The organism is Hydrogenophaga sp. RAC07 (assembly GCF_001713375.1).
In the GTDB taxonomy this organism is placed as follows: Bacteria; Pseudomonadota; Gammaproteobacteria; order Burkholderiales; family Burkholderiaceae_C; genus Hydrogenophaga.
Genome location: NZ_CP016449.1, coordinates 1,032,890 through 1,053,175 on the forward strand (window position 1 = coordinate 1,032,890; position 20,286 = coordinate 1,053,175).

The following is a 20,286-nucleotide window of genomic DNA, read 5'->3' on the forward strand; positions in this document are numbered from 1 at the left end:
ACACTCCGTTGTTGTTCTGGACTCAGATGGCTTCGTCGATCAGCACCAGCACGTTCTGCCCGGCCGACACCGCACCGCCTTGGGCACACATGAGGCTGTGCACCGTGGCGTTGGCCGGTGCAAGCAAGTTGAATTCCATCTTCATGGACTCGATCACCAGCAGCACGTCACCAGCCTGCACCTGCTGGCCCACGCTCACCGCGACCTTCCACACATTGCCTGGCACGCTGGTGGCCAGCACGCGTCCGCCCTCGGGCAGGTCCACCTCGTCGGCCACGCCGGCGCTGGCTGCGGCGTCGTCGCTGGTGAAGTCGTTTTGCCCGGCGGCCACCCAACGTTCGCGTTCGGCTTCAAACGCGGCCTGCTGCGTGGCCTTGAACGCCGAGATGCTCTGCGCGTTGTCGGTCAGGAAACGTCGGTACTGCTTGAGGCTGAACGTGCCTTCTTCGGTGCGCAGCGCGTAGCCGCCGTGCGGAAAATTCGCGCGGATGGTTTTGAGCGCGTCTTCGCTCACCGGCTCGAAGCGGATCTGGTCAAAGAAGCGCAGCAGCCAGGGCTGTTCGAAGTCGGAGCCCGGCGTGCCGTGGCGCCAGCGGTTCCACATCTGCAGCGTGCGGCCCACAAACTGGTAACCGCCCGGGCCTTCCATGCCGTAGACACAGAGGTAGGCGCCGCCGATGCCCACGGCGTTCTCCGGCGTCCAGGTGCGCGCCGGGTTGTACTTGGTGGTCACGAGGCGGTGGCGCGGGTCCAGCGGCGTGGCCACCGGCGCGCCCAGGTACACGTCGCCCAGGCCGAGCACGAGGTAACGCGCGTCGAACACGATGTTGAACACGTCCTCGATGCTGTCCAGCCCGTTGATGCGGCGGATGAACTCGATGTTGCTCGGGCACCAGGGCGCGTCCGGTCGCACCGACTGCATGTATTTCTCGATGGCCAGCTTCGTCTGCGGATCGTCCCAGGAGAGCGGCAGCACCACGGTGCGCGAGGGCACCACCATCTCGTCCACCGGCGGCAGCGCGTCGTCTGCCCCGCTGATGATCTGCAGCAATTTATCGCGGGGCAGCAGGGCCGGGTCAAAGTGCACCTGCAGCGAACGGATGCCCGGGGTGAGGTCGATCACGCCCTTGAGTTGTTGGGCCTTCAGCCCGTGCAGCAGGGCCTGCACGCGCATGCGCAGCTCCAGGTCGAGCGTGAGCGGGCCGAACTCGATGAGCACGTAGCGGTCACCCGCCTGGCGGATCACGCGGCGCGGGCGGTCGCCTTGCGCCGCGCGGTCGTCGAGCACGGGGCTCGCTGGTGAGCCGGCCTGCCGATGAAAGCGCACCGTGTCACCGGGTCGCAGTTGCCCCAACTTCCACAGCTCGTCGTGCAGCACCACCGCCGGGCACACGAAGCCGCCCAGGCTGGGGCCGTCGGGGCCGAGGATCACCGGCATGTCGCCGGTGAAGTCAATCGCGCCGATGGCGTAGGCGTTGTCGTGGATGTTCGACGGGTGCAGGCCTGCTTCGCCGCCGTCGGTGCGCGCCCACTGCGGCTTGGGGCCGATGAGGCGCACGCCGGTGCGGCTGCTGTTGTGGTGGATCTTCCAGTCGGTGCCGAAGAACATGGTGATGTCGTCCGGCGTGAAGAAGTCGGGCGCGCCGTGCGGGCCGTAGAGGACGTTGATGTCCCAGTGGTGGGTGTAGGCGGGGGCTTCGACAGACGCAGCCCGAACGGCGGGGGACTCGGTCCGAACGGTGCCGAGGTGCAGCACATCCCCTGTGCGCAAATGCCGCCCGGCGTGCCCACCAAACTGTCCCAGCGTGAAGGTGCTGCGGCTGCCCAGATACAGCGGCACGTCGAGCCCGCCCGCCACGGCCAAGGCCAGGCGCACGCCGTGTTCGCAACGACCCACGGCCAGCAGGCCGCCCGCAGGCACGGCAATGGCCTGCCACATCGGCACGGTCTCGCCATTCAGCGTGACCTTGGCCGGCGCACCGGTCACGGCCACCACGGTGGCGGTGTTGAAGCGCAGGGTGGGCCCGGCCAGCGTGATCTCCAGCGCGGCCGCGTCAGGGGCGTTGCCCACCAGCGCGTTGGCCGCGCGGTGAGCGTGCATGTCCATGGGACCGCTGGGCGGCACGCCCACGTCCCAGTAGCCTTGCCGGCCCGGCCAGTCCTGCACGCTGGTCTGCACGCCGGGTTCGATCACGTCGATGGTGGCCGGCTGGTAGGCGAAGGTGGAGAGGAAACGGGTGACCTGTTTGCCGGCGCGAAACACCGGATCGCGCACCACCTGGCGCAGGTAGCCCAGGTTGGTTTCGATGCCGGCCAGGCGTGTGGCGTCCAGCGCGTCTTCCATCCTGGTCAGCGCCTCGTCGCGCGTGTCGGCCGTGACGATCAGCTTGGCCAGCATCGGGTCGTACCAGGCGGGCACCTCGGTGCCGCGCTCCACCCAGCTGTCCACGCGTGCGTCGGCAGGGAACACCACCTCGGTGAGCAGGCCCGCGCTCGGTTGGAAGTTTTTCGCCGGGTCTTCGGCGTACAGCCGCACCTGGATCGACGCGCCTTGGGGCGAGGGTTGCAGCGTGTGCAGCGGCGGCAGGTCGCCAGCCGCGAGCTGCAGCATCCACGCCACCAGGTCCACGCCACACACCTGCTCGGTCACGCCGTGCTCCACCTGCAGGCGCGTGTTCACTTCGAGGAAATAGAACGCACCGGTGGATGCGTCGTAGACGAATTCCACGGTACCGGCGGAGCGGTAGTTCACCGCCTGGGCGAGGCGCACGGCGGTGGCGTGCAGTTCGCTTCGCTGCGCGTCGCTCAAGCCCGGTGCCGGAGTCTCTTCAATCACCTTCTGGTTGCGCCGCTGCACCGAACAATCGCGCTCGCCCAGCGCGATCACACCGCCCGCGCCGTCGCCGAACACCTGCACCTCGATGTGCCGCGCCTGCTCCACGTATTTTTCGATGAACAGGCCCGCGTCCTTGAAGTTGGCCTGCGCCATGCGGCCCACCGAATCGAACGCATCGGCGAGCTCCGTCGCGTTCCATACCAGCCGCATGCCGATGCCGCCGCCACCCGCCGTGCTCTTGAGCATCACCGGGAACCCCACGCGCACGGCCTCGCTCTGCGCCTGCGCCAGGTCGGTCAACAGGCCCGAGCCCGGCAGCAGCGGCACACCGCGCTGCTCCGCCAGATCGCGCGCGGTGTGCTTGAGACCAAAGGCGCGCATCTGCGCGGGCGCGGGGCCGATGAAGGCGATGCCCGCCGCTCCACATGCTTCGGCAAACGCCGGGTTCTCGGAGAGAAAGCCGTAGCCAGGGTGGATGGCCTGCGCGCCGCAGTCTTTGGCAATCTGCAGGATGCGGTCGGCACGCAGATAGCTCTCGGCCGCCGGGGCCGGGCCGAGCAGGTAGGCCTCGTCGGCCTCGCGCACATGGCGGGCCTGCGCGTCGGCTTCGGAGTACACGGCCACGCTCTGCACGCCCAGGGTTTTGAGCGTGCGGATGATGCGGCAGGCGATGGCGCCGCGGTTGGCAATCAGGACCTTGCTGAACATGGGTGGAACCTTGGATCGAAGAGGGCAGGCCGTCCTGCGAAGGGGTCTCGCGGCAACGGGTCGTCCCGCTGCGCGCATCGGCGAAGGTTCAAACCGGGTCCCAGACGATCAGTTGAATCGGCGTGGGGTTGTACGCATTGCAAGGGTTGTTGAGCTGCGGGCAGTTGCTGATCAGCACCCACACATCCATGTCGGCGCGCATCTCCACGTACTTGCCCGGACCCGACACGCCGTCTTCAAAACTCAGCGCGCCATCGGCTGTGACGGGCACGTTCATGAAGAAGTTGATGTTGGGCACGAGGTCGCGTTTGCCCAGGCCCACGTCGGCGTGCTGCAGGGCGATCAGGTAGTTGTCCCGGCAGCTGTGCATGTACTTCTTCTGCAGCGCATAGCGCACGGTGTTGCTCTCGGCCGCGCAGGCGCCGCCCAGCGTGTCGTGCCGGCCGCAGGTGTCGGCCACGATGGTGAGCATGGCGTTGCCGTCGTTGCTGCGGATCACCGAGCCCGTGGTGAGGTAGATGCCGCCCTGGCGCTGCATGGTGTTGGTGGCGCTGTAGTGCTCGGCCGGGTCGTGGCGGTTGTAGAACAGCACGTCGGCGGCCTGGTTGCCTTCCAGGTCGACGATGCGCAGCGTCTGCCCGCGCTTGACTTCAAACAGGATGGGCTCGCCCGCCGGGTGGCGCTGGTCCATCACGGCGTGGGCCGGGTCGAGGCTGCTTTCGAGGATGCGGATGTCGGTCGCTTCGGTGTTCATCGTGGGCTCCTCACAGGTACAGCATGTCGGTGTTGTGCAGGGCGCGCGCGTTCTCGGGGCGGAAGGCGCGGCACACGTCATTGGCGGGCGCGGCGCCGCAGCGCCAGGCCAGCAGACCCACTTTTTTCGGGCTGTACGCGGGCGCGGTGTCCAGGCCGTGCGGCGCGGTGCTCATGGCCAGGATCACGTCCATGTCGAAACGCAGTTCCACAAAGTCGCCGGCCTTGGCGTGCTCGGGCACAAAGGCAAACCGGCCCTGCGCGTCCACACCCACCTTGCTGAACAGGTTCACCGGCGCGATCAGGTCGCGCTTGGTCAGGCCGTATTTGCCGATCTCGATCAAGAGGCCGTCCTTGCCCGATCGGTGCATGGCGTTGCGTGCATGCTCGTAGCGCTTCTCGCCGTATTTCTGCTGCATCAGTTCGGCGTCGAGCAGCGCGCCCAGCGGGTCGTGCCAGCCCAGGCTGTCGGCGGTGAAGCTGGCCATGCTGCGGCCCATGTCGCTCATGAGCACATGGCCCTGGGTGTAGTGCGCCGTGTGCTGGGCCTTCAGGCTGTCGGGCATGTTGTAGCGCTCCAGCTTTTCCAGCGCGCTGTAGAGCACCAGGCTCACGTTGGCACCGGCCTCCAGCGCCACAAAGCGCATGGCGCTGCCTCGCGGCATGCGCCAGCTCCAGTGGCTGCCGCCGGGCACCACCTCGCTCCACATGGCGCGGGCAGTGTCCACGCCGTCGAGTGCGGCAGCGGGGAAGCGCTGCCACAGCGCGGGCGCGTCCACCGGCGCGGCCTGTGGCGGGTTGGGCGGCACCACGGTCAGGGGGTCAGCAATGTCTTGTGGGTTCATGTGTGTGTCTCCTGAAAAATTCAAACGCCCACGCCCGAGAGGCGTTGCAGCTGCTCCAGATCGGTCTTCATCCCGGAGGTCTCGCGGATGCGCTCCAGGATGTCGCGCTTGAGGCGCACGAACCCGGGCTCGTGCTTCAAGTCCTGCACGCGCTGGTCGCCAAAGGGCACGTCGTAAATGGTGTCGATGCGCCCGGGGCGCGGCGCCATCAGCACCACGCGCCCACCGAGGTACAGCGCCTCCTCCACGTCGTGCGTCACGAACACGATGGTGGCTTTCTCCAGCTTGTGCACGTAGCGGATCAGGTCGTGCATCACCTCGCGCGTCTGCGCATCGAGCGCACCGAAAGGTTCGTCCATCAGCACCACGTCGGGCTTGCCCATGAGCGCGCGCGCAATCGCCACGCGCTGTTGCATGCCGCCCGAAAGCTGGTTGGGCCAGGCGTTGGCCACTGGCTGCAGGCCCATGAGGCGCAGGAGAGCGTCGGCCCGGCCCGAGGCCGCTTCCACGTCGGCCGAGGTGCGGCCGTCGGTGTGGGCCTTGAGCTGGCGGCAGAACTTGATGTTCTCCATCACCGTCATCCACGGGTAGAGGCTGTAGTGCTGGAACACCATGGCGCGGTCGATGCCCGGGCCGTCCACCGCGCGGCCGTCCACCAGCAGGTCGCCACTGGTTTGGGTTTCCAGCCCGCCGATGGTGCGCAGCAGCGTGGACTTGCCGCAGCCCGACGCACCGACGAAGGTGACGAATTCGTTCTCGCCGATGTCGAGGTTGATGCCTTCCAGCGCGTTGATGGCGGCACCGTCAAACCGCTTGGTGAGGTTGCGGACGACGATCTTGGGCAGGGGAATGTGGGCGGTGCTCATGCTCAGCCTTTCAGATACAACCAAGGGAAGGCGCGGCGGTGCCCCCAGCGGAAGAGCTGGTCGGTGACCAGGCCGATGAGGCCGATGACGATGATCCCGGCGAAGATGGTGTCGGTCTGCAGGAAGCGCTGGGCGCGCAGGATCGCGTAACCCAGGCCCGAGTTGGCGGCCACCAGCTCGGCCACCACCAGGTAGGTCCAGGCCCAGCCCATGGTGATGCGCAGCGTGTCGAGCAGCGCGGGCTTCGCGCTTTGAAAGATCACCTTTTCAATCAGCTCCAGCCGGTTGGCGCCCATGGTCTGCGCCGCCTCCACCTGCGCGGCCGGCACGCGGCGCACGTCTTCGGCCACCATCAGCACCATCTGGAAAAAGGTGCCGATGAAGATGATGGCGATCTTGGAACCCTCGCCAATGCCCACCCACAACATCACCAGCGGAATGAAAGCCACCGCCGGCATGTAGCGGATGAAATCGGTGAGCGGCTCCAGCAGCGCCTGCACCGAGCGGAACGAACCGATCAGCAGCCCCAGGGGCAGGGCGATCACCGCCGACAACAGAAACCCCGCCACCACGCGGTAGATGCTGATGCCCATGTCTTCGAGCAGACCGAGCTCGGTGGCCCAGGTCCAGGTCTTGGCCAGCACCTGCAGCGGCGCCGGCATGAACACCGGATCGATGCCACCCCACAGACCCACCGCCGCCCAAAGCACCAAAGGGGTGAACAGCCCGGTGAGCGCAAGCACCCAATAGGTGCGCCGCGAGATGCCGGCGCGCACGGTGAACAGGTTGGAACGCCGCTTGGGCCGTGTGGGTGCACCAGCAGCGCGCGGCGCCGTGGCGGTGGGGGCAAGGGGCAAGGACATGCGGGGCTCCTGAGCGGGGGACAAAAGGCGGAGAGGCATGTGCTTTGCAGCGCAAGCGTCTCCCGGGCTTTTGTCCCTCCGTGGAACCACGCGATGGTGGCCGACTGCTCTCGGACCAGACGGCTCAGATCTGTGGCGGATCTGAGCCCGGAACCCTAGCGGTCTTCAAGGCTGGCGTGTGTTTGGGCACAGCGCCTCTCTGTGGGGTGGGTTAGCAACTTCGGTGCCAATCTAGACGCAAGTGGGCGAGCCTCGAGCTGCTGCAAAAAAAACGGGCGGGCTCCCAAGGGAGTCCGCCCGCTGTTTGGGTTGAAGCCGCTTACTTGGGCAGCATCACCTTGTCGATGACGTGGATCACGCCGTTGGACTGGTACACGTCGGCGATGGTCACGGTGGCCACACCGCCTTTTTCATCTGTCACGGTGACCTTGCCGCCCGTCGACTTGGCAACGAGCGTGCCACCGGCCACCGTCTTGATCGATGCCATGCCCTTGCCGTCGGCGATCATCTTGCTGATTGCCGCAGCATCGAACTTGCCCGAGACCACGTGGTAGGTGAGGATGCCGCTGAGCATGCCCTTGTTTTCCGGCTTGAGCAGGGTGTCCACGGTGCCGGCGGGCAGTGCCGCAAACGCCGCGTTGGTGGGCGCGAACACGGTGAAGGGACCCGCCGACTTGAGGGTGTCCACCAAGCCCGCAGCCTTGACGGCGGCCACCAGCGTGGTGTGGTCCTTCGAATTGACCGCGTTGTCGATGATGTCCTTGCTGGCCAGCATGGGAGCGCCGCCCACCATGACCTGCGCGAAAGCACCGATGGATGCCGTGCCGATGGCCAGGGCCAGAACGGTTTTGCTGAGGGTCTGCTTGATCATGAAATCTCCTTGGGTTGAAGCCTGAATTGCGGCTGTGACTGATACGCAGGGCAACCCCGCGCTGGATTCAAACCCGCGAGAAAGCTCATCAACGCTCAGGGCTATTCCAGCTGTCAGGCCCGGGCGATCACAACGTCTGCCGTGGGCCGGGCAACGCAGGGCAGGCAATAGCCTTCCGTCTTTTCCTCGGGGCTGAGGCCGGGCCAGGGAATGTCGTATCGCACCTGCCCCTGCAGCAAGCGAGCCATGCACGTGCGACAGGTCCCGTTGCGGCAGGACACCGGCCAGGCGATGCCTGCGCGTGTCATCGCAGCGAACAAGCTGGTCTCGCTGTCGGCCTCCACGTCTGTCGCCTGGCCGTCAACCCGCATGCGAAATGTTTTCATGCGTCCTTCAAATCAGACATTTCCCAAGCGGTGCGGTAGCCACCGATGCGCTCCACATGGGCCAGCAAGTCCTTGAAAAACGCATGGGCGCCGAGGGTGGACGAGTCGCCGACGAGCAGCAGCTTGCGGCGGGCGCGGGTCATGCCCACGTTCATGCGGCGGATGTCCGAGAGGAAGCCGATGTCACCCAGGTGGTTGCTGCGCGTGAGTGAGATGGCAATGATGTCTCGCTCCTGGCCCTGGAACGCATCGACCGTGCCCACGCTGAGCAGGCGGTGCTGCAACAAGCCGTTGAGCACTTCGTTCTCCTCAATGGCGTCCTTCAAACAGTTGATCTGGGCGCGGTAGGGCGCTATGACGCCAATGGTGAGTGGGTCATGCTCGTGCTGGCCTGGGTCGCAGCACTCCAGGAGTTGGGTGAGGCGCCTGAGCAGCAGGTCCGCTTCTTCCGGGTTGGCCGTGGAGCGGCTTTCGGGAATGGTGACCTCAACGAACCCAAAGCCGGCCGTGTCGAGGAATTCCACAGGCAGGTCGGGTGCGAAGCCCGGGTCGTAGGCCTCCAGGCCAGCGTGGCGCACGCTCTGGTGCGCCTGCAGCTGGCCGCCATAGAACCGCTGGGAGCTGAACGCCATAATCTGCTCGTGCATGCGGTACTGCAAGGTGAGCATCCGGGCCGTGGCCGGCTGGCGCTGGATGCACTTTTCAAACAAGGTTTCGCGCAGGCCTTCGCGGGCAGCCTTGTCGCTTTTCACGGTGGGCGGGAGCTGGTGGTGATCGCCAGCGAGAACCACACGCTGGCCTTTGGCAATCGGAATCCAGCAGCCCGGCTCCAGGGCCTGGGCGGCTTCGTCGATGAAAACGGTGTCAAAGCTCAGGTGGCGCAGGTTGCGGTTGCTGGCGCCCACCAGCGTGCAGGTGATGACCTGCACCGAGTCGAGCACATCGTCGGTGATGAATCGCTCCAGATCGTCCGCCTGCAGGAACAGCTGCCGCGCTTCGTCCTTCAGCATCTGCCGCTGCTGCCGTTCCTCATGACCAAAATGGCGGACGTACTCGCTGGCGGTCTGGCGGTACTGGTCAGCCGTCTGGCGCATCGCCCGCATCTTGCTGTGGCTCGGATGGGCCATCACCCGAGCGTCGAGCGTGTGATCCAGCAGCAGGTCTGACACGCGGCTGGGGTTGCCCATGCGAATGACGTTCACGCCCCGCTCGGCCAGCTTTTCGGTGAGCAGGTCCACCGCCGTGTTGGAAGGCGCGCACACCAGCACACGCCGTTCGCGCCGGAAGGTCTCGCGAATGGCCTGCACCAGCGTCGTGGTTTTGCCGGTGCCGGGTGGGCCGTGGATGATAGCCACGTCCTGGGCCGTGACCACGTGGCGCACCGCCGCCAGCTGCGAGTCGTTGAGGGAGTTGGGGTAGAACAGGTCGTCGGCCTGGGGCGCGCAAAAGCGGGCCTGCCGTGCGCCCAGCAGCACGTCGCGCAGCTCGGCCAGCCGGTCACCCCGGGCGCGCACCACCTCGAGCATGGCCTGGTTCATCTCGCGGTAGCTCACCTCGTCGAAGGTGAGGTCAATGCCCAGCTTGCCGCCGTCGAGCACCCAGTCGGGCAGCTCATCCTTGTTGGTGGTCAGCAGCAGCTTGTTGCGCCGCACGCTGGTGATGACGCCATTGAGCGTGGGCTGGTCAACCGCCGAATGCCCGTGCACCTTGCCAAATAGCGAAGCGTTTTTGCCCACCTGAAACAGGTGCAGGCCTTGCTGGTTGGCGGGTCGTTCCAGTTCCAGCACCACCTTGCCACCAAAGCCGATGTCTTCCGCGGTGATGGTGACGGGATACCAGGTCAAGCCGCGCCGCTGGCGCTCCGGGATGCCGGCCTTGGCATTTTTGAGTGCAAATTGCGCCTGGTCTTCCTTTTGCTCAAGCTGCATGAGGGCGTGCACGCGTCGCAGTTCATGTTCAACAGCAAAAGGATCGGTGGGAATGAAGTCGAGGTCCGCCAAGGGAATACAGATTGAACCGTCCAGGATGTTGAGAGGGCCAGTTGACTGGCGATTGACCGGCCAGAGTCTGCCTCAGTCTTTGCTGGAGGCATGGGTGCCCATCAATTTCCCGGACAACACCTTGCCCACCTGGTCGCCATGGTCTGGGATCGCTATGAAGCTGCGAGCCTCTGCTGGGAATACCACTCAAGACTGAACGCGGACGTTCGTAGCAAGAGCAGCATGCGTCCCGCTGAGGACCAGCATTCGATGCGGGAGCCTGCTCTCGAACGGCCGCAGTGCCACCGAAAACAGCCGCACCCTCATCTTTGCGTGTCAGGTGTGCGGGCACGGCTGGCACCTCGGGAGCACGGCGCAGCGAACCCATGGTTCAGCTGCACGCAGTCGCTATGGACGTCTGCGCCGTGGCACAACCTGCGACTGCACCTGAACCTGGGTTGTCGCGGTGGTCTGCCACTGCAACGGGCTGCGGCCCGGTTGCAGTGGCAGCCGCATCGGCCGAGACCTCAGACCTTGTGCTTTTTCAGCCAGTCGTTGGCCAGCTTCTGGGCGTACGTGGCAGCCGACTTGTCGTAGCTGGGGCGGTAGTCGGCGTTGAAGCCGTGGTCGACGTTGGGAAACACGACAATTTCCGAGCCGCTTCCGCCCTTGTTGATCAGGCCGCGCATCTTGGCGATGGTCTCCTGCTTGACGAAGGCGTCGATGCCGGAATACAGGCCCAGCACCGGCACCTTGATCTGGTCGGCAAAGTCGATCGGATCTTCAGGACGCAGGTCGGGCGTCTTCAGGCCCTCAAGCAAACCGTAGTACGCCACCGCAGCGTTCAGCTTGCTGTTGTGCCGCGCGTAGACCCACGCCGTGCGGCCACCCCAGCAGTAACCCACCAGCCCCGTGCGCTGGGCGTCGGCTTTGCCGCTGGCGCGCGCGAAGGCCAGGGTGGCATCGAGGTCGGCGCACACCTGGGCGTCGGGCACTTTGGAGACCACCTGCGAGAGGATCGTCGGAATGTCGGTCATCTTCGACACGTCGCCTTGGCGTGCGAACATTTCCGGTGCAATGGCGTAGTAGCCCTGCTTGGCATAACGCCGGCACATGTCTTTGATGTGCTCGTGCACGCCAAAGATTTCCTGCACCACGAGGATCACCGGGAACTTGCCAGGTCCTGCGGGCATGGCCCGGTAGGCGGGCATCTTGCCGTCGGCCACAGGTACGCTGACCTCGCCAGCCACCAGGCCCTTGCTATCGGTGACGATGGCCTGGGCCAGCACCGGATTGGATGCCAGGGCGAAACCCGATGCGAGGGAGGTCATGACGAAACCACGGCGCGAGGGGTGGGCGGATGCGGCTTGAGGGGGGTTCTGGAAGTCGATTGGCTTGAGGCCATAGTCCATCAGTTTCATGAAAGCTCCTGGGTTGGTGGGGGTTGCGGGGGTGGAAACAGCTTTGAGCTCGGAACGCGCTGCGCGCCTTGCTCTTCAGGGGGATTGGGTCAGCGCCGCACGCAATACCTGGAGCTGAGCGGTCAACGCTTTGCGTTGCTGGAGCGAGCACTGCGTTGCGCATGCGGCCTGGGCATAGACGGCATGGGCACGCTTCTGGAGAGCTTTGCCTGCGGGTGTGAGGGAAATGATCACCGAGCGTTCGTCTTCCATGCTGCGTTCCCGCTGCAGAAGACCCTGGGCGACCAGCTTGCGCACCAGTGGGACCAACGTGCCGGCGTCCAGTGCCACTGTTTGTGCCAGTGCGCCGGCCGTGAGTTGTTTGTGCTCCCAGAGCGCCATCATGACGACGTACTGAGGGAAGGTGAGACCCAGGGGCGCCAACAGCGGCCGGTAGGTCTTGCTCATGGCCAAGGACGCGGCATACAGCGCAAAGCACAGCTGGTTGCCGAGGAAAAGAGCGGAATCTTCTGGGGCAACTGACTTGGTCTTGGTCTTGGTCTTGGTCATGGTCATGGGAAAAAGCTTGCACAAATATTTGATCAAAGTATATTGGATCAAACATATTTGTCCATTGAATTCGAGATCAAGTCGATCAGTCCGGCAATCATTGATTTGGAGAAGAGCCAGAAAGTCGCGTCCATGGTGGTGACATGCTGGACTTTTCGGACTATTCATTCCAGTGAGACTGGACAGGGCGGCAATCTTTGGTGGTGCCGCTCCTGCTGCTTGAACTCATGAGGGGTCATGTTGAACTGCCCCGGGAACCGCGGAGGTCGGCTTGATGGCGCATACCGTGCGTACGCTCGTCCGGGGCGCCCTGGTCCTGGCGCTGCAAAGACGCCGACCCGGTTGAGAGGCAACTGAAGACTGGACTGAGACCTTCGTCCTCTGTGCGTGACCGGCGGCTCCCGACCCGTTGTTGCCATTCAATTGATGCGTTTCTGCCGCCGGACGCAGTCGCTTGACACTTTGGGTCCCCGCCTTATACTTTCCGCATTTGGAAAGTATTGAGGTCTTCATGAATGCTCTGACACTGCATTACCACCCACTCTCGTCCTATTGCCACAAGGTACAGATCGCACTGGACGTATTTGGGATCGAATATGAGCAGCGGCTGCTGAATCTGGGAGACCCCGCGGAACTCGCAGCGCATTTGGCCCTATGGCCTACCGGCAAGATACCGCTGCTGGTTGACCAGGGCCGGCCCATCCCGGAGACAAGCGTCATCATCGAGTACCTGCAGTTGCATCATGCAGAGCCCGGCCGCATGCTCATCCCTGCGGAACAGGACGCGGCGCTGAACGTGCGCTTGTGGGATCGGGTGTTCGACCTGTATGTGATGACCCCCATGCAGGCGCTCACCGCCGACCTGCTGCGTCCTGAGAATGAACGCGATGCCAAGGGAGCCACCCAGGCGCGCGACAAGCTGCTGGCGGCCTACGCGTTCATCGACCGCCACCTCGAAGGTCGAACCTGGGTGAGCGACGGCGACTTCAGCATGGCCGACTGCGCAGCAGCGCCGGCATTGTTCTATGCCGTGACCCATGTGCCGATACCGCCGCAGCACCTGAACCTGGCGGCCTACTTCGAGCGCTTGATGGCGCACCCCTCGGTGGCAAGTGTTGTAGACCAGGCGCGCCCATGGTTCAAGTTCTATCCCGGGCGAGCAGGTCTGGACCGACGATTCTTCGACCCGGTAGGTGCCTGAGATGCACGCGATCACCGACGCTGCGCTCCTTGACCGCATGTTCTTCGCGTTGGCCGATGTGCACCGCCGCGGCATGCTAGATCGCCTGAGCCGCGGACCTGCATCGGTGTCCGAACTGGCCCAGCCGCTGGGTATCGCACTGCCCTCGGCGGTGAAGCATCTGGCCGTGCTGGAGCAAGGTGGCTTCGTTGCCTCCCGGAAGGAGGGTCGAGTTCGCACCTACATCGCTGAGCCCAAGGCGCTGGACGCAATGGAGGCCTGGGTCGCCAGACGCAAGGGGCTGCTCATTGCACAGTTTGACAGACTCGACGCCTATTTGGCCGAGCAACAAGGTAAGGCCAAACGATGAAACACACGCCATGCACGCACACCGACTTCGTCATTGAGCGCGAGTTCGCCGCTACGCCGGCAGCGGTCTTCCATGCCTGGGCGGACCCGCAAGCCAAGAGCCGTTGGTCCGACTGCCATGTCGAGCACACCACCGAGTACCACTTGGACTTCCGCCCGTTCGGGCGTGAGAAGCACCGCGTCCTCTACCCGGACGGGCGTATTCAGGACGTTGAGAAGGTCTTCCTCGAAATCGTGGATGCGCGGCGCATCATCTTCGCTTACGACATCCAACTCGATGCTCGTCGGCTGTCGGTCTCGCTCGTAACGGTCGAATTTTTCGCCAGTCCGAGAGGCACGCGCATGGTTTACACCGAGCAGCTTGCCTACCTAGATGGGCATGAGGATCGTGCACTGCGTCTGCGCGGTACGGAAGAAAGTTTCGATCGGCTCGCGCTCGATCTGTCCTACCAGTAGAAGACTCTGCGACCTGCATTGGTGGGTCTGCAGCGGTCGGTCGCCAGCACCCGCTACTGGCCGTAATCAGCCGTTCTGGTATTGAGGGCCAGTGTCCGAGAACGCTGCAAATCTGCCGGTCGCCAATGCGTCCCGGCTCCTGGTGACCACCCCGACCAGGGCCCTTGACGAGGATTCGCCGGGCCTCCGGGCAAAATCCAGATGATCGTGGCGAGCTTGAGGTCGGGCCTGCCGGGAATCCCACCTTGAAGAATGGAGCACCACCAATGGCACTGACGAAGAAGGGCGAGTTCTGGTACGGGACGACGTCGGGCGACACCCAAGCCGAGCTGCGCAGTTACAGCGTTGCGAATGGCCATGAAGCCGTCCGGTTTGCCGCGTCCAAATGCGACTGCGGGTGCCGGAGCTTCGCGCTGCAGACCGATGAAGAATCCGGCGTGGCCATCCGCACCTGCACCGACTGCGGGCAGCAGCACCTGATGGGCGACAGTGCGGAACACGTTGAAGAAGCCGCGCCCGAGGCGCACGAGTGCGTGTGTGAAAACGAGGTGTTTGAGCTGATGTCCGGCGTCTCCGTGTACGAGGGCACCCATGACGTGCGTTGGTACTACATCGCTTGCCGCTGCGTGGAATGCAACCTGGTCGGGGTTTTCGCAGACTGGAAGTGTGAAGCGGGTGATGCAGCGGCCTTCCTCGCCAAGCTCTGAACGGACGACCCTCTCAGAGGTCACGCTTCTCGCACCTCACCGGCAGCAACGCCTGCACCGCCTCTCCCCACTGGCCTTCAAACCCAGCCTTGTTTCCAGACGCCCTCGTCCTGCAGATCACGCCACGGCATGATTTGCGTGGCTTTGGAGAACACGGCTTCAAGCTCCACCAACTCGATCGGGTCGGTGGGCAAGTCGGGTTGAACCACTCGGCTGACCAAGAAGTGCTTTTGTTTGGCCACAGGCGTCACCGCCGTCCATTTGGTCAACAGCAGTTTCTTGGGGTTCAGGGGATTCATGGCGTTTGCTTCATCCCAAGGTCAACGGCTGGGCATCAAAGCCCGAACCGCTTCCCCCAACTCGATCACCGCCAGCGCGTAGTAGCTGCTCCAGTTGTAGCGGGTCACCACATAGAAGTTCTCCGTGCCGGCCACGTAGGTGGGTGGGGCGCCGGCGTTTTCCAGCAGCACCAGGGCGAGCTTGCCGGGGTGTTGCAGGGCGGGGCCTTCAATCACGGCGCCTTTGGCGGTGAAGCTTTCCACGCTGAAGCTGGGCAGGATGTCGGGGGCGAGCAGGGTGTCCAGGTCGAGCTTGCTGTTGTCGAAGCTCACCGGGTAGTGCGTGGGCATGCCGGTTTGCCAGCCGAAGGCCTTGAAGTAGTTGGCCACGGAGCCGATCACGTCGGCCTGACTGTTGTTGAGGTCGACCTTGCCGTCGCCGTCGAAGTCGATGGCGTATTTCACCCAGCTGCTGGGCATGAACTGGGGCCAGCCCATGGCGCCGGCGTAGCTCCCGCGTGGGGTGAGCGGGTCGGTGCCCGTGCGTTCGGTGAGGCTCAGGAATTGTTCGAGTTCACTTTTGAAGAACTCGGTGCGCGCGCCAGCGCGCGGGTGGTTGGCGGGGAAGTCAAAGGCGAGCGTGGTCAACGCGTCGATCACGCGGTAGTTGCCGGTGTGCTGGCCGTAGAGCGTTTCCACGCCGATCACGCCCACGATGAGGCTGGCGGGCACGCCGTACTCGAGTTCGGCGCGGGCCAGGGTGTCGCGGTTGTCTTCCCAGAACCGTTGCCCTGCGCGCAGGCGGATGGGCTCGATGAAGCGGGCGCGGTAGGCGGCCCAGTTCTTGGGGGTCCCGGTGGGCGCGGGCTGCATGAGGCGCACGACGACGGGCAGGCGCTGGGCCTGGCCGATCTGCTGGCGCACCCAGGCGGGGTCGAGGTTGCGGCGAGTGGCCAGATCGGTGGCGAAGGCCATGGCGGCTTCGCTCTGGTCGTACGTGAAAACGGGCGCGGTCTGGGTGTTGCCGGGGCGTGTTTTGGCGGGTGACCGGGCGAGGGCGGGCGTGGCCACCAGGAGGGCGGCGGCGAGTGCGCAGAGGAAACGGTTCACGGATTGCAATGGGTGCCTTGGAGTCGGGTGTCGTTGTCAGGTGTCGGGGCTTTTGGGCCAGGCCAGGCGCTGAAACTCGCGCTGCAGGCTGGCCAGGGTGGCGTTGCCGGCGCCGGGGCGTGCATAACGCTGGGCTTCGAGCTGCAGCAGCCATTGTGCAAGCGGCGCAGCGGCGCCGGCGTGTCCCCATCGCTGCTGCACGCGCCGGGCCAGTTCGCGCGGGGGCGTGTGGTCGGCGCTGTCCACGCCCAGCTTGTGCAGACGGGCGCGGGCGCGCTGCAGCAGGCGCAGCCAGGGGTCGTGCTGCTGGCGCTCCCACAGCGTCCACCCGGCGCCGATCAGGCTCACGAACACCACCACGCCGATGAGCACATAGGCCAGGTCGGTCCAGCTGGGGGAGTTGAAGCCCAGGTTTTTCAGCAGGTCGAGCTGGCGGCCCTGGGTGTAGTTCAGCACCCACTGGTTCCAGCTGTTGTTCATGGCTTCCCAGGCTGCGCGCAGCTGGGCGGCGATGTTGGGGTTGAAGTTGCCGATGGCGCCGGCCAGCGCGCCTTGTGGTGCGCGCAGGCGCTGGATGGAACCCACGCGCCCGGGCGCCACGGCGGACGTGGGGTCCACGCGCACCCAGCCCTGGCCTTGCAGCCAGACTTCGGTCCAGGCGTGGGCGTCGCGCTGGCGCACGGTCCAGTAGCCGTCCACGCCGTTGAGCTCACCGCCCTGGTAGCCGGTGACGATGCGCGCGGGGATGTCGAGCGCGCGCATGAGGATGACAAAGCTGCTGGCGATGTGTTCACAGAAGCCCTGGCGTTTGTCGAACCAGAATTCGTCCGCGGTGTTGGGGCCGAACACGCCGGGCTCCAGCGTGTAGGTGTAGCCGCCGGTGCGCAGGCGGTTCATGGCCGCCTCGATCAACTTGGGGTTGGACTCGGGGCCGGCGCCGTGTTCGCGGCGCAGCTCCTGCGCCAGGGTCAGCGTGCGCGGGTTGAAGCCGGCGGGCAACTCGATCTGGTCTTGCAGGCCCACCACCTGCGTCTGCGGGCCGTGGCGGAACGTGGGGTAACTCTCGGCGCTGTAGCGCACCAGCGTGTTGAGCGGGCGCTGGGTGAACCACTGCAGCTCGTTGCTCATGCGCACCGCGTTGTCGGGCACCTCGGGCGCCTGCGGGGTCGACTCCATCACGAACAGCCAGGGCCGGCGGTTGGGCTCCATGGTCACGTCGTAGCGCACCGGCGGGCCCGACACCTGCAGGTCGGCCGGCAGCGCCATCGACTGGGGGAAGCCCGAGCGCAGCACACGCCATTCGCTGCCGTCGAAGCTGCTGAGCACCGGGCCGCGAAAGTACAGCTGGGCCTGCGGAGGTGGGCGGTCTTCAAAGCGGATGCGAAACGCGATGCTGTCGTCGAGCACCAGCTGAGCAATCTGCCCCACCTTCATGGAGCCCGAGAGGCCGCTGCGCCCGGTTTCGTCCTGCCCCGGCACGCCCCACAGCGGCGACAGGCGCGGGAACAGCAGGAACAGCACCAGCATGATGGGCGCACCCATGAGCGCCATGCCGCCGGCAATGCGCGCCGCCTGCGAGAGCGGCGGGCGGCCCACCGGCATGTGGGCGTTCACCAGCGCGGTGAGCAGGCCCAGCAAGGCGATGAGGATGCCGGCCGCCGTCAACAGCGACTGCGAATAAAAGAAGTGTGTGAGCAGCGTGAAGAAGGCGAGGAAGAACACCACGAAGGCGTCGCGCCGGGCACGCATCTCCAGCGTCTTGAGTGCGAGCAGCACCACGATGAGGGTCACGCCCGCGTCGCGCCCGAGCAAGGTGCTGTGGGTGAAGAAGGTGGCGGCCAGCGTGATGCCGAGCAGACCCACGCGCACCGGCCAGCCGGGCAGGGGCAGGCCGCGCAGCGCGAGCGTGGTGCGCCACACCAGCACACCGGCGGTGAGGGCAGTGCACCACCACGGCGTGTGGCCCACCTGCATGAAGGCCACCCAGCCGATGACGGCGAGCAGGAACAGCGTGTCTCGCGTATCTCTGGGCAGTGTGGCCCCCACGCTCCGCCGCTGCGCGGGTCGCTGCCCCCCGAGGGGGCGCGTTTTGCCTTGGGGCGGCCCGGCGGCAAAACCGGTCGCTTCGTTGTTCAGCATATGGCCAGCGCCTCCAGGCAGCGCGCGCGGTGGGCCGGCCCTTGGTCGGGTGCGATCTCGCGGCCGGGCACACGCAGGCCGTAGTCGAGACCCTGCCGGTCGGCCATGAGCACCCAGGCGGTCAGTCGCGAGAGCCGCGCTTCCAGGCCCGCGCCGCCGCACTGCGCGTGGTCCAGCCAGAGCTGGTGGCGCTGGTGCGACAAGGCGTCGCGGCTCACCAGATCGTCGCGGCCGCTGGAGAACGCCTGCGCGGCCTTGCGCCACACCACGGCCTTGAGCGGATCGCCTCGGCGGTAGGCGCGCACGCCGTCGAATTCACCGGTGCTCTGCACGCGCGCCGCGCCCGAGCTGCCGGCCTGCGGCTCGCCGGGTGGCAGCGGCGGTGGGTGGCTCTCGGGCTCGGGGTACACCAGCACGCCCGAGGCCGGGCGCCACACGGTCCACACGCGAAAGGTGCCGAGTGGAAACAGCGTCTGCGCGGTCAGCGGCGGCAGCGGGTGAAGGCCGCGCTCGGGCGATGGAAAACTCACCTGCAGGTGCGCGCTGCCTTGCGCGGGCACGTCGGTCCAGGCCAGGGGCGCGTGGGTTGGGTCGGCGCCGATCACCCCCATGCCGATGCCGTAGCGCGTGCGCTTGCGTTCGCTTGACAGCCGCACGGTGAGCACCACCGCCTGGCCCGCGTGCACCGGCTCCGGCGGCGTGAGCAGCAGGGTGATGCCGCGCAGGTTGCCGTGGCACACGTGCATGCCCACCACCGCGCTGCCGGCCAGCAAGAAGGTGAGCAGGTAGCCCAGGTTGAGCTGGTAGTTGATGCTGGCCACCAGCAGCAACAGCAAGGTGATGCCCAGCATCCAGCCCGGGCGGGTGGGCAGGATGTAAACGTTGCGCTGGGTCAGCGTGAGTGTGTCGGACTTGGGCAGGCGGTTGTGCCACCAGGTCTGCAGGTGGGCGCGCAGCGTGCGCCAGGGGTGGCGCCAGGGCTGCAAGCTGAGGGCGCCAGCGGGCGAGCGCGCAGCGGTGGCCACCATGTCAGGGCAACGGGATGGCTTCCAGCATGGCGCGCACCTGTTCAACAGGACCACGCCCGGCGTCGCGCACCGGGATCAGCCGGTGGGCCACGGTCTGCGGCAGGATGGCGGCGATGTCGTCGGGCGCCACGTAGTCGCGCCCGCTCAGGTAAGCCTGGGCCTTGGCCGAGCGCACCACGGCCAGGGCAGCGCGCGGCGAGAGGCCTTGCGCAAACCATTGCCCGTTGCGCGTGGCGGCCACCAGGTCCTGCAGGTACTCCAGCACCGGCTCGGCGGTGTGCACCTGGCTCACGGTGTGTTGCAGGGCGGCGAGGTCGGCAGGCGTCAAGGCGGCGGAGAGTTTGTCCAGCATGTCGCGGCGGTCCTGGCCGCGCAACAGCTCGCGCTCGGCCGCGCGGTCGGGGTAGCCGATGGACAGGCGCATGTGGAAACGGTCCAGCTGCGACTCGGGCAGCGCGTAGGTGCCCAGCTGGTCGTGCGGGTTCTGCGTCGCGATCACAAAGAAGGGTTCGGGCAGGGCGCGGGTTTCGCCTTCCACCGTCACCTGCTTTTCTTCCATGGCTTCGAGCAGTGCGCTTTGGGTCTTGGGGCTGGCGCGGTTGATCTCGTCGGCCAGCAGCACCTGGGCAAACACCGGGCCCGGGTGGAACACGAAGGCTTCGCGCCCGCGCTCGTAAATCGACACGCCCACGAGGTCGGATGGCATGAGGTCGGCGGTGAACTGCACGCGCGAAAACTGCAGGCCGAACGAGCGGGCCAGGGCGTGCGCCAGGGTGGTTTTGCCCACACCTGGAACGTCTTCGATCAAGAGGTGGCCACCGGCCAAAAGGCAAGCCACGCAGTCTGAAACTTGCTGACTTTTGCCCACGATCACCGTGTTAAGCTGATTCAGCAACTGTTGGATTTTTGTGTCGGCTTGCATGCCGCGAACCTTACCGTAAA

At 65.7% G+C, this 20,286-nt stretch carries 19 protein-coding genes and 1 riboswitch; of the genes, 4 read left to right on the plus strand and 15 right to left on the minus strand.

Going from position 1 to position 20,286, the window contains the following annotated elements:
• Nucleotides 1-22: 22 nt before the first annotated feature.
• The 10 genes from BSY239_RS04760 to BSY239_RS04805 all read right to left on the minus strand — a co-directional run bounded on the left by BSY239_RS04760 (nucleotide 23) and on the right by BSY239_RS04805 (nucleotide 12,083).
• The gene (locus BSY239_RS04760) at nucleotides 23-3,544 is read right to left on the minus strand and encodes a 5-oxoprolinase/urea amidolyase family protein (RefSeq protein WP_069045836.1); all 3,522 of its coding nucleotides are present in this window, start codon (nucleotides 3,542-3,544) and stop codon (nucleotides 23-25) included.
• 88 nt (nucleotides 3,545-3,632) lie between these two features.
• The gene (locus BSY239_RS04765; RefSeq protein ID WP_069045837.1) at nucleotides 3,633-4,298 is read right to left on the minus strand and encodes an urea amidolyase associated protein UAAP2; all 666 of its coding nucleotides are present in this window, start codon (nucleotides 4,296-4,298) and stop codon (nucleotides 3,633-3,635) included.
• A gap of 10 nt (nucleotides 4,299-4,308) precedes the next feature.
• Nucleotides 4,309-5,007, minus strand: a complete 699-nt coding sequence (locus BSY239_RS04770) for an urea amidolyase associated protein UAAP1 (RefSeq protein WP_069048778.1) — start codon at nucleotides 5,005-5,007, stop codon at nucleotides 4,309-4,311.
• A 155-nt stretch (nucleotides 5,008-5,162) separates the two neighbouring features.
• Nucleotides 5,163-6,008, minus strand: a complete 846-nt coding sequence (locus BSY239_RS04775; RefSeq protein ID WP_069045838.1) for an ABC transporter ATP-binding protein — start codon at nucleotides 6,006-6,008, stop codon at nucleotides 5,163-5,165.
• Nucleotides 6,009-6,010: 2 nt separating this feature from the next.
• The gene (locus tag BSY239_RS04780; RefSeq protein WP_083239819.1) at nucleotides 6,011-6,871 is read right to left on the minus strand and encodes an ABC transporter permease; all 861 of its coding nucleotides are present in this window, start codon (nucleotides 6,869-6,871) and stop codon (nucleotides 6,011-6,013) included.
• A gap of 57 nt (nucleotides 6,872-6,928) precedes the next feature.
• Nucleotides 6,929-7,041: riboswitch (guanidine-I (ykkC/yxkD leader) on the minus strand.
• Nucleotides 7,042-7,190: 149 nt separating this feature from the next.
• Nucleotides 7,191-7,742 carry a fasciclin domain-containing protein gene (locus BSY239_RS04785; RefSeq protein WP_069045840.1) on the minus strand — a complete coding sequence of 184 codons (552 nt, stop codon included), beginning with the start codon at nucleotides 7,740-7,742 and terminating at the stop codon, nucleotides 7,191-7,193.
• Nucleotides 7,743-7,855: 113 nt separating this feature from the next.
• Nucleotides 7,856-8,128 (minus strand): 2Fe-2S iron-sulfur cluster-binding protein, encoded by a 273-nt coding sequence (locus BSY239_RS04790; RefSeq protein ID WP_069045841.1) that lies wholly within the window; start codon nucleotides 8,126-8,128, stop codon nucleotides 7,856-7,858.
• Nucleotides 8,125-10,068, minus strand: a complete 1,944-nt coding sequence (locus tag BSY239_RS04795) for an AAA domain-containing protein (protein ID WP_236944136.1) — start codon at nucleotides 10,066-10,068, stop codon at nucleotides 8,125-8,127. Before BSY239_RS04795 ends, BSY239_RS04790 begins: the two co-directional genes overlap by 4 nt.
• Nucleotides 10,069-10,634: 566 nt before the next feature.
• Entirely contained in the window at nucleotides 10,635-11,528 is an 894-nt protein-coding gene (locus BSY239_RS04800; protein ID WP_083239820.1) for a dienelactone hydrolase family protein, read from the minus strand.
• 75 nt (nucleotides 11,529-11,603) lie between these two features.
• Nucleotides 11,604-12,083, minus strand: a complete 480-nt coding sequence (locus tag BSY239_RS04805) for a MarR family winged helix-turn-helix transcriptional regulator (protein ID WP_069045842.1) — start codon at nucleotides 12,081-12,083, stop codon at nucleotides 11,604-11,606.
• Nucleotides 12,084-12,588: 505 nt separating this feature from the next.
• Between BSY239_RS04805 and BSY239_RS04810 the strand changes: the two genes are divergently transcribed.
• The 4 genes from BSY239_RS04810 (at nucleotide 12,589) to BSY239_RS04825 (ending at nucleotide 14,789) form a co-directional block, all read left to right on the plus strand.
• The gene (locus tag BSY239_RS04810) at nucleotides 12,589-13,278 is read left to right on the plus strand and encodes a glutathione S-transferase family protein (RefSeq protein ID WP_069045843.1); all 690 of its coding nucleotides are present in this window, start codon (nucleotides 12,589-12,591) and stop codon (nucleotides 13,276-13,278) included.
• Between the two features lies 1 nt (nucleotide 13,279).
• On the plus strand, nucleotides 13,280-13,627 hold the full coding sequence (locus BSY239_RS04815) for an ArsR/SmtB family transcription factor (protein WP_069045844.1): 348 nt from the start codon (nucleotides 13,280-13,282) through the stop codon (nucleotides 13,625-13,627).
• Nucleotides 13,624-14,082 (plus strand): SRPBCC family protein, encoded by a 459-nt coding sequence (locus tag BSY239_RS04820; protein ID WP_069045845.1) that lies wholly within the window; start codon nucleotides 13,624-13,626, stop codon nucleotides 14,080-14,082. The genes BSY239_RS04815 and BSY239_RS04820 overlap by 4 nt, the downstream gene beginning before the upstream one ends.
• Nucleotides 14,083-14,348: 266 nt before the next feature.
• Nucleotides 14,349-14,789, plus strand: a complete 441-nt coding sequence (locus tag BSY239_RS04825) for a hypothetical protein (protein ID WP_069045846.1) — start codon at nucleotides 14,349-14,351, stop codon at nucleotides 14,787-14,789.
• A gap of 77 nt (nucleotides 14,790-14,866) precedes the next feature.
• Here the strand turns inward: BSY239_RS04825 and BSY239_RS04830 are convergent, their stop codons facing one another.
• The 5 genes from BSY239_RS04830 to BSY239_RS04850 are packed head-to-tail and all read right to left on the minus strand — an operon-like array spanning nucleotide 14,867 to nucleotide 20,266.
• Nucleotides 14,867-15,088 (minus strand): TIGR02450 family Trp-rich protein, encoded by a 222-nt coding sequence (locus BSY239_RS04830; protein WP_069045847.1) that lies wholly within the window; start codon nucleotides 15,086-15,088, stop codon nucleotides 14,867-14,869.
• 21 nt (nucleotides 15,089-15,109) lie between these two features.
• Nucleotides 15,110-16,186: a lytic murein transglycosylase B gene (gene mltB, locus BSY239_RS04835; protein ID WP_069045848.1), complete on the minus strand. Its 1,077-nt coding sequence runs from the start codon at nucleotides 16,184-16,186 to the stop codon at nucleotides 15,110-15,112.
• Between the two features lie 27 nt (nucleotides 16,187-16,213).
• On the minus strand, nucleotides 16,214-18,316 hold the full coding sequence (locus tag BSY239_RS04840; RefSeq protein WP_083239821.1) for a transglutaminase family protein: 2,103 nt from the start codon (nucleotides 18,314-18,316) through the stop codon (nucleotides 16,214-16,216).
• Nucleotides 18,310-19,344, minus strand: coding sequence for a DUF58 domain-containing protein (locus BSY239_RS04845; protein WP_069045849.1), 1,035 nt, complete (start codon nucleotides 19,342-19,344; stop codon nucleotides 18,310-18,312). Before BSY239_RS04845 ends, BSY239_RS04840 begins: the two co-directional genes overlap by 7 nt.
• Nucleotide 19,345: 1 nt before the next feature.
• Complete coding sequence (locus BSY239_RS04850) at nucleotides 19,346-20,266, minus strand: AAA family ATPase (RefSeq protein ID WP_056276132.1); 921 nt, start codon at nucleotides 20,264-20,266, stop codon at nucleotides 19,346-19,348.
• Nucleotides 20,267-20,286: the final 20 nt, after the last annotated feature.

What these genes read in the sequence shown, in the direction of transcription:
- BSY239_RS04760 (WP_069045836.1), bottom strand. Translation starts at nt 3,544, where the DNA reads ATGTTCAGCAAGGTCCTGATTGCCAACCGCGGCGCCATCGCCTGCCGC.
- BSY239_RS04765 (WP_069045837.1), bottom strand. Translation starts at nt 4,298, where the DNA reads ATGAACACCGAAGCGACCGACATCCGCATCCTCGAAAGCAGCCTCGAC.
- BSY239_RS04770 (WP_069048778.1), bottom strand. Translation starts at nt 5,007, where the DNA reads ATGTGGAGCGAGGTGGTGCCCGGCGGCAGCCACTGGAGCTGGCGCATG.
- BSY239_RS04775 (WP_069045838.1), bottom strand. Translation starts at nt 6,008, where the DNA reads ATGAGCACCGCCCACATTCCCCTGCCCAAGATCGTCGTCCGCAACCTC.
- BSY239_RS04780 (WP_083239819.1), bottom strand. Translation starts at nt 6,871, where the DNA reads ATGTCCTTGCCCCTTGCCCCCACCGCCACGGCGCCGCGCGCTGCTGGT.
- BSY239_RS04785 (WP_069045840.1), bottom strand. Translation starts at nt 7,742, where the DNA reads ATGATCAAGCAGACCCTCAGCAAAACCGTTCTGGCCCTGGCCATCGGC.
- BSY239_RS04790 (WP_069045841.1), bottom strand. Translation starts at nt 8,128, where the DNA reads ATGAAAACATTTCGCATGCGGGTTGACGGCCAGGCGACAGACGTGGAG.
- BSY239_RS04800 (WP_083239820.1), bottom strand. Translation starts at nt 11,528, where the DNA reads ATGAAACTGATGGACTATGGCCTCAAGCCAATCGACTTCCAGAACCCC.
- BSY239_RS04805 (WP_069045842.1), bottom strand. Translation starts at nt 12,083, where the DNA reads ATGACCATGACCAAGACCAAGACCAAGACCAAGTCAGTTGCCCCAGAA.
- BSY239_RS04810 (WP_069045843.1), top strand. Translation starts at nt 12,589, where the DNA reads ATGAATGCTCTGACACTGCATTACCACCCACTCTCGTCCTATTGCCAC.
- BSY239_RS04815 (WP_069045844.1), top strand. Translation starts at nt 13,280, where the DNA reads ATGCACGCGATCACCGACGCTGCGCTCCTTGACCGCATGTTCTTCGCG.
- BSY239_RS04820 (WP_069045845.1), top strand. Translation starts at nt 13,624, where the DNA reads ATGAAACACACGCCATGCACGCACACCGACTTCGTCATTGAGCGCGAG.
- BSY239_RS04825 (WP_069045846.1), top strand. Translation starts at nt 14,349, where the DNA reads ATGGCACTGACGAAGAAGGGCGAGTTCTGGTACGGGACGACGTCGGGC.
- BSY239_RS04830 (WP_069045847.1), bottom strand. Translation starts at nt 15,088, where the DNA reads ATGAATCCCCTGAACCCCAAGAAACTGCTGTTGACCAAATGGACGGCG.
- BSY239_RS04840 (WP_083239821.1), bottom strand. Translation starts at nt 18,316, where the DNA reads ATGCTGAACAACGAAGCGACCGGTTTTGCCGCCGGGCCGCCCCAAGGC.
- BSY239_RS04845 (WP_069045849.1), bottom strand. Translation starts at nt 19,344, where the DNA reads ATGGTGGCCACCGCTGCGCGCTCGCCCGCTGGCGCCCTCAGCTTGCAG.
- BSY239_RS04850 (WP_056276132.1), bottom strand. Translation starts at nt 20,266, where the DNA reads ATGCAAGCCGACACAAAAATCCAACAGTTGCTGAATCAGCTTAACACG.